Origin of the sequence: Metapseudomonas resinovorans DSM 21078 (genome assembly GCF_000423545.1) — a bacterium.
In the GTDB taxonomy this organism is placed as follows: Bacteria; Pseudomonadota; Gammaproteobacteria; order Pseudomonadales; family Pseudomonadaceae; genus Metapseudomonas; species Metapseudomonas resinovorans.
Map to the genome: position 1 here is coordinate 169,128 of NZ_AUIE01000007.1, position 15,711 is coordinate 184,838.

At 63.3% G+C, this 15,711-nt stretch carries 18 protein-coding genes; 10 read left to right on the forward strand and 8 right to left on the reverse strand.

Annotation, left to right across the window (positions count from 1 at the left end):
- Both rloB and G559_RS0108430 read left to right on the forward strand, forming a co-directional pair.
- The gene (rloB, locus tag G559_RS0108425; protein WP_028627802.1) at positions 1-1,527 is read left to right on the forward strand and encodes an osmotic stress tolerance membrane protein RloB; all 1,527 of its coding nucleotides are present in this window, start codon (positions 1-3) and stop codon (positions 1,525-1,527) included.
- A gap of 3 nt (positions 1,528-1,530) precedes the next feature.
- Positions 1,531-2,517, forward strand: a complete 987-nt coding sequence (locus G559_RS0108430) for an alpha-L-glutamate ligase-like protein (RefSeq protein ID WP_028627803.1) — start codon at positions 1,531-1,533, stop codon at positions 2,515-2,517.
- A gap of 224 nt (positions 2,518-2,741) precedes the next feature.
- Here the strand turns inward: G559_RS0108430 and speE are convergent, their stop codons facing one another.
- On the reverse strand, positions 2,742-3,602 hold the full coding sequence (gene speE / locus G559_RS0108435; protein WP_028627804.1) for a polyamine aminopropyltransferase: 861 nt from the start codon (positions 3,600-3,602) through the stop codon (positions 2,742-2,744).
- A gap of 159 nt (positions 3,603-3,761) precedes the next feature.
- Here speE and G559_RS0108440 point away from each other — a divergent pair, with 159 nt between their 5' ends.
- Complete coding sequence (locus G559_RS0108440) at positions 3,762-4,670, forward strand: DNA-3-methyladenine glycosylase family protein (protein WP_245586483.1); 909 nt, start codon at positions 3,762-3,764, stop codon at positions 4,668-4,670.
- A 2-nt stretch (positions 4,671-4,672) separates the two neighbouring features.
- Positions 4,673-5,173, forward strand: a complete 501-nt coding sequence (locus tag G559_RS0108445; protein ID WP_028627806.1) for a methylated-DNA--[protein]-cysteine S-methyltransferase — start codon at positions 4,673-4,675, stop codon at positions 5,171-5,173.
- 4 nt (positions 5,174-5,177) lie between these two features.
- Here G559_RS0108445 and G559_RS0108450 read toward each other — a convergent pair whose 3' ends face one another.
- The 6 genes from G559_RS0108450 to aroC form a co-directional block, all read right to left on the reverse strand.
- Entirely contained in the window at positions 5,178-5,735 is a 558-nt protein-coding gene (locus G559_RS0108450; protein ID WP_028627807.1) for a histidine phosphatase family protein, read from the reverse strand.
- A 183-nt stretch (positions 5,736-5,918) separates the two neighbouring features.
- Positions 5,919-6,602: an acireductone synthase gene (gene mtnC, locus G559_RS0108455; RefSeq protein ID WP_028627808.1), complete on the reverse strand. Its 684-nt coding sequence runs from the start codon at positions 6,600-6,602 to the stop codon at positions 5,919-5,921.
- Positions 6,603-6,697: 95 nt separating this feature from the next.
- Positions 6,698-7,243, reverse strand: a complete 546-nt coding sequence (locus G559_RS0108460; protein WP_028627809.1) for a 1,2-dihydroxy-3-keto-5-methylthiopentene dioxygenase — start codon at positions 7,241-7,243, stop codon at positions 6,698-6,700.
- Positions 7,244-7,330: 87 nt separating this feature from the next.
- On the reverse strand, positions 7,331-7,945 hold the full coding sequence (locus G559_RS0108465) for a methylthioribulose 1-phosphate dehydratase (protein ID WP_028627810.1): 615 nt from the start codon (positions 7,943-7,945) through the stop codon (positions 7,331-7,333).
- A complete protein-coding gene (locus G559_RS0108470; protein ID WP_028627811.1) occupies positions 7,942-9,102 on the reverse strand; it encodes an MFS transporter in 1,161 nt (386 codons plus the stop codon). The genes G559_RS0108465 and G559_RS0108470 overlap by 4 nt, the downstream gene beginning before the upstream one ends.
- Positions 9,099-10,190 (reverse strand): chorismate synthase, encoded by a 1,092-nt coding sequence (gene aroC, locus G559_RS0108475; RefSeq protein WP_028627812.1) that lies wholly within the window; start codon positions 10,188-10,190, stop codon positions 9,099-9,101. The genes G559_RS0108470 and aroC overlap by 4 nt, the downstream gene beginning before the upstream one ends.
- 133 nt (positions 10,191-10,323) lie before the next feature.
- Here aroC and G559_RS0108480 point away from each other — a divergent pair, with 133 nt between their 5' ends.
- Positions 10,324-11,304: an alpha/beta hydrolase gene (locus tag G559_RS0108480; protein WP_028627813.1), complete on the forward strand. Its 981-nt coding sequence runs from the start codon at positions 10,324-10,326 to the stop codon at positions 11,302-11,304.
- Between the two features lie 106 nt (positions 11,305-11,410).
- On the forward strand, positions 11,411-12,190 hold the full coding sequence (locus tag G559_RS0108485) for a hypothetical protein (RefSeq protein ID WP_028627814.1): 780 nt from the start codon (positions 11,411-11,413) through the stop codon (positions 12,188-12,190).
- Positions 12,191-12,199: 9 nt separating this feature from the next.
- Here the strand turns inward: G559_RS0108485 and prmB are convergent, their stop codons facing one another.
- Positions 12,200-13,114, reverse strand: coding sequence for a 50S ribosomal protein L3 N(5)-glutamine methyltransferase (prmB, locus tag G559_RS0108490; RefSeq protein ID WP_028627815.1), 915 nt, complete (start codon positions 13,112-13,114; stop codon positions 12,200-12,202).
- 224 nt (positions 13,115-13,338) lie between these two features.
- Between prmB and G559_RS0108495 the strand changes: the two genes are divergently transcribed.
- The 4 genes from G559_RS0108495 to folE all read left to right on the forward strand — a co-directional run bounded on the left by G559_RS0108495 (position 13,339) and on the right by folE (position 15,639).
- Positions 13,339-13,935 (forward strand): cysteine hydrolase family protein, encoded by a 597-nt coding sequence (locus tag G559_RS0108495; RefSeq protein ID WP_028627816.1) that lies wholly within the window; start codon positions 13,339-13,341, stop codon positions 13,933-13,935.
- Between the two features lie 98 nt (positions 13,936-14,033).
- The gene (locus G559_RS0108500) at positions 14,034-14,354 is read left to right on the forward strand and encodes a hypothetical protein (RefSeq protein WP_028627817.1); all 321 of its coding nucleotides are present in this window, start codon (positions 14,034-14,036) and stop codon (positions 14,352-14,354) included.
- A 50-nt stretch (positions 14,355-14,404) separates the two neighbouring features.
- The gene (locus tag G559_RS0108505) at positions 14,405-14,989 is read left to right on the forward strand and encodes a Smr/MutS family protein (RefSeq protein WP_028627818.1); all 585 of its coding nucleotides are present in this window, start codon (positions 14,405-14,407) and stop codon (positions 14,987-14,989) included.
- A 101-nt stretch (positions 14,990-15,090) separates the two neighbouring features.
- Positions 15,091-15,639 carry a GTP cyclohydrolase I FolE gene (folE, locus tag G559_RS0108510; RefSeq protein ID WP_028627819.1) on the forward strand — a complete coding sequence of 183 codons (549 nt, stop codon included), beginning with the start codon at positions 15,091-15,093 and terminating at the stop codon, positions 15,637-15,639.
- The last annotated feature ends 72 nt before the right edge of the window (positions 15,640-15,711 follow it).

Consider the following 15,711-nt stretch of genomic DNA (forward strand, 5'->3'; position numbering starts at 1 on the left):
ATGCGCTCTCTTACCCTGCATCTGAAAGTCCTGATCACCCTCCTGGTGAGCCTGGGCATTCTGATAACGGCCTACCAGATATTCATTCAGGGCATCCCGATCACCGAGGATGAGACCGACGACCTGTGGAACATCGACGCCAAGGTCGAGTTCCAGGCCAGCCCGCGCGATCCGGTCAAGGTCCAGATGTTCGTCCCGCCACTGAACCGGGACTACGTCAGCCTCAACGAGAGCTTCATCTCCAATAACTACGGGGTGAGCATCAATCGCGTTGACGGCAACCGCAAAGTGACCTGGTCCGCCCGTCGTGCCAGCGGCAACCAGACGCTCTACTACCGCCTGGTACTGACCAAGCGCTACAGCGCCGAGAAAGCGAAGGACAAGGGCCCGATCTTCCGAGACAGCATCCCGGTCGAAGGCCCCGAGAAGATAGCTGCCGAAGCCCTGCTGGCACCCATCCGCCAGCACTCGGCGGACGTCGAGACCTTCATCAGCGAGACCATCAAGCGGGTCAACAACCTCAACGATGACAACGTCAAGCTGCTGCTGGCCGGCGATCAGAGCACACCGAACAAGGCCAAGGTCATTGAACTGCTGCTGTCCATCGCCCACGTACCGATGGAGCGCGTCCATACCATCCGCCTGGTGAGCGAGCAGGCCCAAAGCCCCGAGCTCTGGCTGCGCAGCTTCAACGGCGAGAACTGGCTGTACTTCAACCCGGATACCGGTGAGCAAGGTCTGCCCAACGACCGCCTGATCTGGTGGACCGGCGACAACAACCTGATCACCGTCGACGGCGGCAAGAAGGTCCAGGTGACCTTCAGCATGAACAACAGCGAGATGAACGCCATCCGCCTGGCCAAGCTGACCGACGAGAACACCGACGCGGACTTCCTCGAGTATTCGCTCTACGGCCTGCCGCTGCAGACCCAGCAGACCTACCAGATCATGATCATGATCCCGATTGGTGTGCTGGTGATCCTGATCCTGCGTAACCTCGGCGGCCTGCAGACCCTGGGCACCTTCACCCCGGTGCTGATCGCCCTCGCCTTCCGCGAAACCCAGCTGGGCTTCGGCATCGTGCTGTTCACCATCATCACGGCGCTCGGCCTGTCGCTACGTTCCTATCTCGAACACCTGAAGCTGCAGATGCTGCCGCGACTATCGGTGGTGCTGACCTTCGTGGTGGTGCTGATCGCGGTCATCAGCCTGCTGAGCCACAAGCTCGGCCTGGAGCGCGGCCTGTCGGTTGCCCTGTTCCCGATGGTGATTCTGACCATGACCATCGAACGCCTGTCGATTACCTGGGAAGAACGCGGCGGCGGCCATGCCTTCAAGGTGGCGATCGGAACCCTGGTCGCGGCCACCCTGGCGCACCTGCTGATGACCGTGCCGGAGCTGACCTACTTCATCTTCACCTTCCCGGCTGTGCTGTTGATCATGGTGGGCTTCATGCTGGCGATGGGTCGCTACCGCGGCTACCGCCTGACCGAACTCTTCCGCTTCAAAGCCTTCCTGAAGGACTGAGCCATGTTCGGCCTGATCAAGACCTGGAAAGCCCTCGAAGCCAAAGGCATCATGGGCATCAATCGGCGAAACGCAGACTACGTGCTGAAGTACAACAAACGGCACCTGTACCCGATCGTCGACGACAAGATCATCACCAAGCAGCGCGCCATCGAGGCGGGGATCCACGTACCCGAAATGTACGGCGTCATCTCCACCGAGAAGGAAATCGAGAAGCTCGACGAGATCATCGGCGAGCGTAACGACTTCGTGATCAAGCCGGCGCAAGGCGCCGGCGGCGACGGCATCCTGGTGATCGCTGATCGCTTCGAAGGCCGCTACAAGACGGTATCCGGCAAGATCATCAGCCACGAGGAAATCGAGCACCAGATTTCCTCGATCCTCACCGGCCTCTACTCCCTCGGCGGGCACCGTGACCGCGCGCTGATCGAGTACCGCGTGACCCCGGACCAGATCTTCAAGAGCATCAGCTACGAAGGCGTGCCGGACATCCGCATCATCGTGCTGATGGGCTACCCGGTGATGGCCATGCTGCGCCTGCCGACCCGGCAGTCCAACGGCAAGGCCAACCTCCACCAGGGCGCCATCGGCGTCGGTGTGGACCTGGCCACCGGCGTTACCCTGCGCGGTACCTGGCTGAACAACAAGATCGCCAAGCACCCGGACACCACCAACGCGGTGGACGGTGTGCAGCTACCGAACTGGGATGGCTTCATGAAGCTGGCCGCCGGCTGCTACGAGCTGTGCGGCCTGGGCTACATCGGTGTCGACATGGTGCTGGACCAGGACAAGGGCCCGCTGATCCTCGAGCTCAACGCCCGTCCCGGCCTGAACATCCAGATCGCCAACGACTGCGGCCTGACCCATCGCGCCCACGCTGTCGAGGCCCGCCTCGAAGAGCTGAAGGCCAAGGGTGTCCAGGAAACCCCGGAAGAGCGCGTTCGGGTATCCCAGGAGCTCTTCGGCCACGTGCGGCCGACGGAGATCTGATCCACCCCTCCATGAAAAAGCCCGGCCAAGTTGCCGGGCTTTTTCATTCTGCTTATCCGGCCAAGGCCAAATGCAGGCTTCATCAGTAGGGTGGACCACGCTTCACCGGTCCACCACTGGAGGGCAGCGGGGCACCGCTGGTGGATGAAGAAGCGCCATCCATCCTACTAAAGCAGAAATAAAGAAGGGGCCTTCCGACCCCTTCTTCGTCTACCCGCACACCTTCAATCGTTGCTCGGCTTGTTCACCGCGTGCAGCACGTACTGCGGCAGGGCGAAGGCGCCGACGTGGATTTCCGGGTTGTAGTAACGGGTCACGATGCTGCTGCCAGCGTAGCGCTGGCGCAGGGTTTCCACCGGCAGTTTGCGCATTTCCGGGTCGGTTGCGCCCCAAGCGAAGGTCATGGCGCCACCAATGTAGGTGGGCACGGCGGCCTGGTAGAAGTGCCAATCGGCAAACAGGCTGTCCATGCGGCTGGCAGTGGTTTGCACTTCGCCCAGCTGCATGAAGGGGGTGCCGTTCTGGGTCACGAGGACACCGCCATCGTTCAGGCAGCGGCGGCAGGCCTGGTAGAAGTTCTCGGAGAACAGCACCTCGCCCGGACCGATGGGGTCGGTGGAATCGGAGATGATGACGTCGAACTTCTCCTGGGTGGTCGCGACAAAGCGCATGCCGTCATCGATCACCAGATTCAGGCGCGGGTCTTCATAGGCACCCTTGGAGTGGTTCGGCAGGAATTCCTTGCACATTTCCACCACTGTGCCGTCGATCTCGACCATGGTGATGCGTTCGATATCACGGTGCTTGCGCACTTCGCGCAACATGCCGCCATCACCACCGCCAATGATCAGCACGCTCTTCACCGCGCCATGGGCGAGGATCGGCACGTGGGTGAGCATCTCGTGATAGATGAACTCGTCGGCCTCGGTAGTCTGGATCACGCCGTCCAGCGCCATCACGCGGCCCATGCGCGCGTTCTCGAAGATCACCAGGTGCTGGTGTTCGGTGCGCACTTCGTGCAGCAGCTTGTCCATGCGGAAGCGCTGGCCATAACCGTCGTAGAGAGTTTCCTGGTAATCGCTCATGGGTTGTCTCCCCTGCTGGCTGTATTAGCGGACGGTGCCTCCGCCCCATGAAAAGGCGCGCATTCTACGATGGCTTCGATGTCAGGTCGAACCGCAGCGGGAGAATTTGAAAGTCAGTTTTGCAGAGACGACGCGGCGCCAAGAGAATATCGTCGCTCCATGACTGCAATTGCTTCCACCATTCGAACCCGCGAGCCCATCGAGCCCATGCGCCTTCATTACTTCGAGCCCTGGAGCTGGAAGCAGTTCCAGCAACATTTTGCCCTGCGACGCCTACCCGGCGTCGAACACCTGACGCCCGACAGCTATTGCCGCAGCTTCCGCCTGGGCGCGCGCAGCGGATGGTTCCGTCTGCGTCCGATACCCGGCGCCCTGGAGCTTGAACTGAGCCCGTCGGCTCAGGACCTGGAGCCGCAGCTGACACCGCGCATCCGGCAAATGTTCGACCTGGATTGCGATCCGGCTGCCATCGCCCAGCACCTGGGCCGTGACCCGCTGCTGCAAGGGCTGCTGGCACGTTATCCGGGGTTGCGCCTACCCGTTGCGTTCGACCCTTTTGAGCAAGGGGTGCGCACCATCATCGGTCAACAGGTGACGGTGAAGGCGGCGGTGACCATCGCCGGGCGCCTGGTGGAGCGTCTTGGCGAGCCATTGGCAGATGCCGAAGTCGAAGGCCCGCAACGGCTCTTCCCTACTCCGCAGACCATCGCCGACGATCCACTGCCTGGTATCGGGATGCCTGGCAAACGTGTCGACACATTGCGTCGATTTGCCCAGGCAGTGGCCGATGGCAGCCTGGAACTGAACTTGGCGGCGGGCATCGAATCCCTGATCGAGCGTCTCTGCGCCCTGCCCGGTGTCGGTCGCTGGACCGCCGAATACATTGCCCTGCGCGCTTTCGGGCAGCCGGACGCCTTCCCCTCCGCCGACCTCGGGCTGCTCAAGTCGCCACTTTGGGGGCCAGGGGGCATCAATGCACGGGAACTGGCCAGCCGTGCCGAACAATGGCGACCATGGCGCGCCTACGCCGCCGTCTATCTCTGGCAGAGCTACGCCGAGGAGAAGTGAAGATGCATTACCGCTACCACGACAGCCCCACCGGCCCGCTGTTGCTCGCCGGGGACGAGTCCGGCCTGCAATTGCTTTACATGGACAACACCGAACGCTGGCAGCCCAACACTGGCTGGGTGCCAGCCGGTCGACAACTGGACGAACCCTGCCGCCAGCTTGACCTTTACTTCGAGGGGCACCTGAAGCGCTTCGACTTGCGTCTCGCGCCACGGGGTACGCCCTTCCAGCAGCGGGTCTGGCAGGCCCTGCTGGATATCCCCTACGGCCGCACCACCAGCTACAGCGAACTGGCCGAACGCATCGGCAACCCGAAATCCGTACGCGCCGTCGGCACCGCCAATGGCGCCAACCCCATCTCCATCATCATCCCCTGCCACCGGGTGATCGGCCGCGATGGCAGCCTGACCGGCTATGCCGGCGGCCTGCCGCGCAAGGCACTGCTGCTGAAGCTGGAAGGTGTGAAGCTGCAGCCGGAGCAGGACCAACTGCTGCTGATCTGAACGTTCAGGGCTGACGGATACGCGCCATGACCTTTGGTGGGTCGGCCAAGGGCAACTCGATGATCAACCCCTCCCCGTTCTTCGCCAACACTCCCGTCAAGGCCTTGATATTCACCTGGTGGCTGACCATCACCACCGGCCTGTCCTTGGGCACCTTGTCGATGGCCTTGCGCAACTCGACAGTCTGCGCGGCCTGGCTGTCCGGATCACTGAAGAAGGAGTCCAGCGCGGAGAGGGTTTCCACCGCCCCCAGGCCCATTTCCTGGGCGGTGTCCTGGGCACGGCACCAGTTGCTGGTATAGAGGCGCGGTTGCTCCACCTTGCGCCGCACCAGCAGCTTGCCCCACCGCTTCGCCTCCTGGCGTCCCTTGTCGCTGAGATTGCGTTGGGTGCTGCAATCCCCCAGGCGAAAGCCTTCCGGGTCGCCAGTACCCGGGGCAGTGGTATGACGCAACAGCAGGAATGCCTTGCCTTCGCGCAGAGCCTGCCAGGCTGACTTCTGGTCAGCGGGCGCTGGCAACGCCAGCAACGCGAGCAACATCAGGACGAATAGACGGGTCATGGCCAGAGCGCCAGTTCCAGCACCCACCCGCCAACTGCCCTGTAAAGGATCGGATCGGGACAAGCCGCAACGACGCAGAGGCAGGAACCCATGGGGGACGCTCACGGATGGATGCAGTCACCCCAAGGATAGATCGGCCGACGACAGCCTTCCTCACGCTCCGTCAGACGATTTCAAACAGCGTCAAAAGCGTGTCAGGTCGATCACCGCAAAACTCGCCACGGTTTCATGGCCGTCCAGCACGCCACCCTCGCGAGCCAGGCCAATAGTCTGCATGCCAGCCTCGCGCGCAGCATCCAGCTCCTGAACCACGTCGGAAAGGAAGAGTATCTGCTCGCCCGGCAGGCCAATCGCGGACGCGATGCGCTGATAGGACGCGGCCTCTCGCTTGGCTCCCGAGGTGGTGTCGAAATAGCCGGAGAACAACGACGCCAGATCGCCTGCCTCGGAGCAACCAAAGATCAGCTTCTGCGCCTGGATGGAACCCGAAGAGTAGACAAAGAGGTCATAGCCCTCTTCCTTCCAGCGGCGCAGTGCCTCAACGGCATCTGGGTAGACATGGCCCTTGAGCTGGCCAGCCTGGTAGCCCTGCTCCCAGACCATGCCCTGCAACGCCTTGAGGGGCGTGGCCTTGCGGTCTTCGGCGATCCAGCCAAGGAGGATGTCCACCACCCGCTCCAGGCTAGCCCCGGCCTCTCCGCTTTCGGCCCGCACGGCGTCGATCTGCTGCGCCACCGCCGGCTCGCCGGCATGGGTCAGGACGAACTCCGGCAGGTGGCGCGCAGCAAAGGGGAAGAGCACGTCGAAGACGAAGCTCACCGCGCTGGTGGTGCCCTCGATATCAGTGAGGATGGCCTTGATGGGCATTGGGAACTCCAGATGAATCGGTATGGCTGTCGTAGGAGCGAGCTTGCTCGCGAAGGTACCTCGTACCCATTCGCCGGCAAGCCGGCTCCTGCAACTCAGTCTTCCAGCTGCGGGAAACGCTTGGCGATCTCGTCGCCGGTGAACTTGGCGACCCAGCCTTCCGGGTTGTTGAACAGGCGGATGGCGACAAAATGCGGGTGCTCGCCCATGTCGAACCAATGACGGGTGCCGGCCGGCACCGAGATCAGGTCGTTCTTTTCGCAAAGCACGGCATAGACGTAGTCGTCTATGTGCAGAGTGAACAGGCCGCGCCCGGCGACGAAGAACCGCACCTCGTCTTCGCCATGGCGGTGCTCGTCGAGGAACTTGGCTCGCAGTTCGTCTTTCTGCGGGTGGTCGCGGGTCAAGCTGACGACGTCGACGGTGACGTAGCCCTGCTCCTGCATCAACCGGTCGATCTGCGGGCGATAGGCGGCGATCACCTCCTCCTGGCTGGCACCCGGCGCGATGGGGGCGGAAGCCTCCCAACGCTCGAAGCGCACTCCGACGGACGCGAGGGTGGAGGCGATGTCATCCAGGTGGGTCAGCACCTTGTTCGGCAGGTCGGGGCTGGATTCGTGGTAAACGGTCAGGCTGCTCATCTGGGTACTCCTTGCGGGCGTCCTCCCGGCTCTTTGGCGGGTCGGACGACACCGGTATCAGTCAGGCATCTTCATGCGAAGGAAGCTTCAGCGCTGGGTGATCGAGAGCGTCTTCAGCTCGCACTCGAAGAGGAACTCGAAGGCTTCGACCTGGCGCAGGGCGTCGCTCATGCGCGGCCCCCAAGTATAGAGGCCATGGCCACGGATCAGGTAACCCACGCAGTCAGCGTGCTGGTCCAGCCAGGGCTGCACCTTGGCGGCCAGACGGGCGATGTCCTGGTCATTGTCGAAGATCGGCACCAGCACCTGGGACTCGTGGGTGCTGATGCCGCTGAAGGCTTTCTGCAGCTCGTAATCGGCGAACACCAGGGAATCGGCCAGCGTCAGGCGCGACAGCACAGTGGCATTCACCGAATGGGTATGCAGCACTGCGCCGATTTCCGGCTTCCAGCGGTAAAGCTGGGTGTGCAGCAGGGTTTCCGCCGAGGGCTTCTTGCCTGGCTCCAGGCTGTTGCCGTCCATATCCGTGGCCAGCACATCGTCCGGGCCGAGCTGACCCTTGTGCTTGCCGGAAACGGTCAGCAGCGCCTCGGTCGCGGACAGCCGCGCCGAATAGTTGCTGCTGGTGGCCGGCGACCAGCCACGGTCGTACAGGAAACGGCCGGCTTCGATGATTTCCTGGGCGAGTTGTTGGCGATTCATGCCCGCTCCTCCTGCAATTGGGTGGCAATGATAACGGCTGCGGCGAGCGCCGCGAGCGTAGCGATAACGTAAGTCCAGACCGGTCCCAGGCTGCTCCAGCTGTAGCCCGAGTAGAGCGCACCGAGGGCGCCGCCGATGCCGGCCAGGGCGGCGTAGAGCGCCTGACTCTGCCCCTGCTGGCGCGGTCCGAACCGACGTTGCACGAAATGGATGGCGGCAGCGTGAAAGCTGCCGAAAGTAGCGGCATGCAGCAGTTGTGCAAACAGCAGTACCGGCAACTGGTCGGCGAAATTACCGATCAGCAGCCAGCGCAGGGCGGCGATCAGGAAACTGGCCAACAGCACCACGCGAACCGAATAGCGCGTGAGAATGCGCGCCATCACCATGAACAGCAGCACCTCAGCCACCACGCCCAGCGCCCAGAGCTGGCCGATCAGGCTGCGCGAGTAGCCAAGGGATTCGAGGTAGATGGTCTGGAAACTGTAGTAAGGCCCGTGGGACAGCTGCATCAGGCCCACGCTCAGATAGAAGGCCAGTACGCCCGGCTGGCGCAACTGGTCGATAAAGCCGCTCTGCCCCGGCACGTCCGGACGCGCCTGGGGCGCGGCATTCGGCACCCAGAAGCTGCTGAGGACGATACCGCTCATGATGAACACCAGCGCCCAGGGATAGAGATTAAGGCTGAACAGCTCGAACAGCTCGCCCAAGCCAATCACCGTAAGGATGAAGCCGATGGAGCCCCAGAGACGTACCTGGCTGTAGCGCGCCGCCTGCTCCCGGAGATGTGCGAGGGTGATCACCTCGAACTGCGGCAGCACGGCATGCCAGAAGAAGGCATGCAAGGCCATGATCAGCGCCAGCCAGGCGTAGCTTTGGCTGACGAATATCAGCGAGAAGGTCAGCAGGGTGCAGAAGGCGCCGAAGCGCACGATGTCCAGGCGCCGGCCGCTGCGGTCGCCCAGCCAGCCCCAGAGGTTGGGCGCTACGCAGCGCATCAGCATGGGGATCGCCAGCAGCTCGCCGATACGTGCGCTGGAAAAGCCCAGGTGTGCGAAGTAAAGACCGAGGAAGGGCGCCGTGGCGCCCAGCAGGGAAAAGTAGAAGAGATAGAAGCTGGAAAGCCGCCAATAGGGCAGCGCGTTCGCGCCGCCCGTCACAGCTGGCCGAGCACCGGGGTTTCGACCCGAACGCCGGCATTCTGCGCGCGGTGGCGCAGCAGGTGGTCCATCAGCACGATGGCCATCATGGCTTCGGCGATCGGGGTCGCGCGAATGCCCACGCACGGATCGTGGCGGCCTTTGGTGACCACATCCACCGGGTTGCCATGAACGTCGATGGAGCGACCGGGCGTGGTGATGCTGGAAGTCGGTTTCAGCGCCAGATTGGCGACAATCGGCTGGCCAGAGGAGATGCCGCCGAGGATGCCGCCGGCGTTGTTGGAGAGGAAGCCTTCCGGGGTCATTTCGTCGCGGTGCTGGGTGCCACGCTGGGCCACGCTGTCGAAGCCAGCACCGATCTCAACGCCCTTGACGGCGTTGATGCTCATCAGCGCATGGGCCAGTTCGGCGTCCAGGCGGTCGAAGATCGGCTCGCCCAGGCCCGGCGGCACACCTTCGGCAACTACGGTGATCTTCGCGCCGACAGAGTCCTGGTCACGGCGCAGTTGGTCCATGTAGGCCTCCAGCTCGGGGACCTTGTCCGGGTCAGGGCTGAAGAAGGCGTTCTGCTCCACCGAATCCCAGGTCTTGAAGGGAATCTCGATGGGGCCGAGCTGGCTCATGTAGCCGCGCACGGTGATGCCCTGAGTAGCCAGGAACTTCTTGGCGATGGCGCCAGCAGCCACTCGCATCGCGGTTTCCCGCGCCGAGGAACGGCCGCCGCCGCGGTAGTCGCGAATGCCATATTTGTGGTGGTAGGTGTAGTCGGCATGGGCCGGGCGGAACAGGTCCTTGATCGCCGAGTAGTCCTTGGACTTCTGGTCGGTGTTGCGGATCAGCAGGCCGATGGCGCAACCGGTGGTCTTGCCCTCGAATACGCCAGAGAGGATTTCCACCTCGTCAGCTTCCTGGCGCTGGGTCGTGTGGCGGCTGGTGCCCGGCTTGCGGCGGTCCAGGTCACGCTGCAGGTCCTCGAGGGACAGGTCCAGCCCCGGCGGGCAGCCGTCGACGATGGCGACCAGCGCCGGACCATGGCTTTCGCCAGCAGTGGTGACGGTGAACAGCTTGCCGTAGGTGTTGCCGGACATGCACAGTGCTCCGCAGAAATGGGCCTCGTTCGAAGGTCGAGCAGTATACCCGCGGCGTCCGGCCAGTTCACCCCTCGAACCTTGCGCCCGCTGCCGCGTCCAACCCGCCATTCCGGATATCGACTTCAAAGCAATGCTGCGACTTCTAATGCTGATCCTTCCCCTTCTTGCCGGTCTGGCCCAGGCCGCCCCCCAGAGCGTGCTGCAACGCCCGATCGAACTGGACACCGGCAGCGGCATCCTGCGCGGCACCTTGCTGCGCCCGAAGACCGATCAGCCCGTGCCTGTAGCGCTGATCATCTCCGGCTCCGGCCCCACCGACCGTGATGGCAACAATCCCCTCGGCGGGCGCAATGACAGCCTGAAGAAACTTGCCCAGTTGCTGGCGCGCAATGGAATTGCCAGCGTGCGTTACGACAAGCGCGGCATTGCCGCCAGCCAGGACGCAGGAGTGGATGAGCGCCAGCTCAGCATTGAGCTCTACGCCGGTGATGCCGCAGCCTGGGGCCAACAGCTGAAGCAGGACGCGAGGTTTTCCCAACTGATCCTGATCGGTCACAGTGAAGGAGCGCTGATTGCCAGCCTCGCGGCGGCGGCAGCGGGTGCTGATGCGCTGGTCAGCATTTCCGGTAGTGCCCGCCCGATCGACCAGTTGCTGCGCGACCAGTTGCAGGACCGCCTGCCCCCTCCCCTGCTGACCCAGAGCGACGCCTTGCTGACCAGCTTGCGGGCAGGCCAGCAGGTGGCCGAAGTGCCGCAACCATTGGAGGTGCTATTTCGCCCGAGCGTACAGCCGTATCTGATTTCCCTGTTTCGCCAGGACCCGGCACGGGCCTTTGGCCAACTGCCGATACCCGCGCTGATCCTGCAGGGCAGCCACGATATCCAGGTGAGCGTGAGCGATGCCAAGCTGCTCAAGGCCGCCAAACCGGACGCCCAGTTGGCCATCATCGTGGGCATGAACCATATGCTGCGTATCGTTCCCATGGATATGGAGCAGCAGATGGCATCCTACCGCGACCCACGGCTGCCCCTGGCACGAGAGCTGGGCGAGCGCATCCTGGCCTTCATCCAGGAACTGCCCGACTCCAGAAATGCGAAGAACGGTCGATAAAGGCGAAAGATTCTGTAGGAAATTTCGCCTGACACGGGCAATTACATACAGAATCCGCACTGACGTACCAAGTCAGTCGTCGCAGGTTCTTGCAAGGTACTTCCCGATGAGCGAAAGCCCAGCCGAACAGCAGAGCGCCACAGAAGCCGCCGCCCCGCCCCATCCCTGGGCGGAGCTGGCGGCCGAGCATTTCGACCTGCTACGCCTCGCCCCCCAACCCATCGACCGCCACACCGGCACACGACCACTGCGCTTTGTCGAACTGGGCCGAGTGGAACGGCACAACAAGGAGCAGAGCGTGCTGCGCCTGAGCATCGGGCTTCCCGGCCAGAAGGTGCGCAAGGAGCAGAACCTGCTGGAAGTCTGGGCTGATCACCGCAGCAAGGAAGTCCGCTTCGGCCCGGACGGCGGCCTGCAACTGGAACCGCAGAACCGCGGCTTGGGACGCTTTCTACTGGCCCAGGGCATCGCCTGGGCCAAGCAACGCTGGGCCCACTATCGAATAGAGGGCGGCGCCCTGCCCGCCAAGGACGCCCTGGACAACGAGGCGCGCCTGCGTCGCGACCACGTCCTCAAGGCGCAGGGATTCGAGATCAATTACCTGGACAACCTGCAGCTGAAGGCGAGCTACAGCGCTGGCCGGATCAGCGAACTGCACGGCGACTGGCACCGCGAGAAGGTCCAGTTGGTGGGTCTGCAGGAAGCCGCCGCGATGCTTGAACAGGCTGACCAGAACTTGCGGCGGCAAGAGGTGGAGATTCGCAAACTTGAAGAGCGCATTGCCCTCTACAAACGTGAAGACAGCGGCCTGCGCTTTACCATCGCCTGCCTGGTGGCCTTCGCGGTATTTCAGGCGGGTCTGCTGATCTGGGTCATCACCCGCTGACCCGAAGGGTCAGGGATTCAGTCGCGCGCGGAACAACGACTGGTGTTCCCGGCACTGCCTGGCGCTAAGCATGAATACACCGTGTCCGCCATGCTCGAAGTCCAGCCAGAGGAAATCCACCTCCGGATAAAGTGCCTCGACGTGCAACTGGCTGTTGCCCACTTCGACAATCAGCAAGCCCCTCTCTGTCAGGTGGTCAGCCGCCTCGGCCAGCATCCGCCGCACCAGGTCCAGACCATCATTGCCACAGGCCAGGCCCAGTTCGGGCTCGTGGTGGTATTCAGCCGGCATGTCGGCAAAGTCTTCGGCATCCACATAGGGTGGGTTCGACACGATCAGGTCGAAGCGCTGCCCCGGCAGGCCGTCAAAACCATCGCCCTGTACCGTGTAGACGCGCTCTTCCAGGCCGTGGCGCTCGATATTCAGGTTGGCGACTTCCAGGGCGTCGAAGGAAAGGTCAGCGAGCACCACCTCCGCGTGCGCGAACGTATGGGCGCAGGCGATACCGATGCAGCCCGAGCCCGTGCACAGGTCGAGGACACGCGCCGGGTCCTGGGGCAACCAGGGTGCAAACTGCTGCTGAATCAACTCGGCGATGGGCGAGCGCGGCACCAGCACCCGTTCGTCGACCACGAAAGGCATGCCGCAGAACCAGGCCTCGCCCAGCAGGTAGGCAACCGGAACACGCTCGTCGATGCGCCGACGCAGCAGCTCGCGCAGGTGAGCGCATTCGTCCTCTTCCAGTCGACAGTCCAGGTAGCTGTCAGAAATCTCGTAAGGCAAGTGCAGTGCGCCCAACACCAGTTGACGGGCTTCATCCCAGGCGTTGTCGGTGCCATGACCGAAGAACAGGTTCTCAGCATGGAAACGGCTGACAGCCCAGCGGATGTGGTCACGCAGGGTGCGCAGGCGGGATTCGGACACGGCAGCTACCTCGGAAAACGGGCCGAAGATTCTAGCACCCCTACCGTCTTGGGGCAGCCCGCAGGCGCCGACGAACGGCCCCCCGAAAACGCCGCACAATCCACCCTGCAGCCCGCCTGGCAGTTGAGCGCCGCGTCCTCGCCGGGCAACTGGACCTTGGCCCATGGTTCACTTATTGCGCCGCAGGGCGGACAATGGTGGCCATGTCGTACCTGGAGATTCGCATGTCCGCCCCGAAATCCATGTTCCAGCTCAGTGGCCGCGGCTATCCGCCGGCCAACCTGAACAATGCCACCCTGGTGATCATCGACGCTCAGGAAGAGTACCGCAGCGGCGTCCTCGCCCTGCCCGGCCTCGATGCCGCCCTTGGCGAGATTGCCAGCCTCCTTGCCGCCGCCCGCGCCATGGGCAGCGCCATCGTCCATGTGAAACACCTCGGTGTACCCGGCGGCATCTTCGATCCCCGTGGCGAACGCGGAGAGCACCTGCCCGAAGTCGCGCCCCTGCCGGGCGAGATCGTGGTCGAGAAACGCTTGCCCAACGCATTCGCCGGCACCGACCTGCATGACCGCCTACAAGCTATCGGGCACCTGGACCTGATCGTCTGCGGATTCATGACCCACTCCAGCATCAGCACCACGGTCCGCGCTGCCAAGGACTATGGTTATCGCTGCACGCTGGTGAGCGCAGCCTGCGCGACCCGCGACCTGCCAACCGTCGACGGCGGCGTTATCAGCGCGGAAGACATGCACCGTGTCGAGGTGATCGCCCTCGCCGACAACTTCGCCAGTGTGGTGCCGCAGGCCAAGGCGCTTATCTAACGAGGCGTCGCAATATCCCGCGACATCCGCGACGGGGTTGACCGGAACCACCGCCAGCTGGCGCCGGTCATACCCCGATCAAGCAAGAGGACGTCCGGATGAAGTTATCCGATGGTTTCGATGCCCGCCGCCTGCGCCCACGCGGCCCAGGCAGCTGGCGCTGGCGTTTCGCAGCGGCACTCGCCGCGCTGTTGGCCAGCTTCGGCGTACTGCTCGCAATGGCCGGCGCAGCCACCCTCCTTGGCCGCCCGCCCGCCCTCGGCCCCCTCAACGACAGCACCGGTGCGGCGATCGTATTGCTGCTCTTCGGCCTGCTCTTTCTCTGGATCGGCGTACTCGCCTGGCGCCTCTGTCGACGGTGGTCCCGACGCCGCAACGGCCTGAGCATGTCACCTCACCTCATGAAGAAACGCGACTGAGCCCCACACGGGGTATTTGGGTAAACTAGCCGCCCTTCGCGGAGGCCAGTATGCAAGACGATACCCACGACAACGCCCAAGTAGACGACGATAGCTCCCTGTTTGCCGAACAGATGCGCGGCGTGAAGCGCATCCGGAATGATCGCGCCGATACCGGCAAGGTACGCGCCGACCACAAACAGCTGGCCAACCGCAGGCAGAACGCCACCCTGAGCGTCGCCAGCGTCAAGGTCGACGGCCTGTCCGATCAGTTCGTCATCGACGTCGGTGCCGAAGACGAGCTGCACTGGGCCCGCGACGGCGTTCAGGAAGGCCAGATGCGCAAACTCAAGCAGGGTCAGATCGGCTTCGACGGCAGTCTCGACCTGCACGGCATGACTGTGGAGAAGGCCCGCGAAACCCTTTGGGATTTCATCGCCGAAGCCACCCGATTCGAAGTGCGCTGCGTACGCGTAACCCACGGCAAGGCGGCACGCCTGGACGGCAAGCGCCCGCTGATCAAGAGCCACGTCAATACCTGGCTGCGCCAGCACCCGCAGGTGCTGGGCTTCACGTCCTGCCTGCCGAAGCACGGCGGAACTGGCGCGGTCTATGTGATGTTGCGCCGAACCATGCTGGACGGCCGCGACGAGTAAAACACCCGGCGTCAAGACAGGCCTTCAGCGCAACCCACCCTTGCCAGCCGCCCGTTCGCGCCCTACCCTGCGCTTTTGCGTAAATCCCCACAGGAATTTCCATGTCCCTGGAACAGCATTACACCGCGATCCTCGGCCAGCTCGGCGAAGACGTTTCCCGCGAAGGCCTGCTCGATACCCCGAAGCGTGCCGCAAAGGCGATGCAGTACCTCTGCCGCGGCTACCAGCAGACGCTGGAAGAAGTCACCAACGGCGCCCTGTTCAGCTCCGATAACAGCGAAATGGTGCTGGTGAAGAACATCGAGCTGTACTCGCTCTGCGAACACCACCTGCTGCCGTTCATCGGCAAGGCCCACGTGGCCTACATTCCTAACGGCAAGGTGCTGGGCCTGTCCAAGGTCGCCCGCATCGTCGACATGTTCGCGCGCCGCCTGCAGATCCAGGAAAACCTCAGCCGCGAGATCGCCGAAGCCGTTCAGCAGGTCACCGGCGCCCTCGGCGTGGCCGTGGTCATTGAGGCCCAGCACATGTGCATGATGATGCGCGGTGTGGAGAAGCAGAATTCCTCGATGGTCACCTCGGTGATGCTCGGCGAGTTCCGTGAAAACGCCGCCACCCGCAGCGAATTCCTCAGCCTGATCAACAACTGAGTTTCCATCCCCACGAAAGAGCCGGCGCCAGCCGGCTTTTTCGTTTCTGCGCTCTGCGCGAAGGCATCCGGG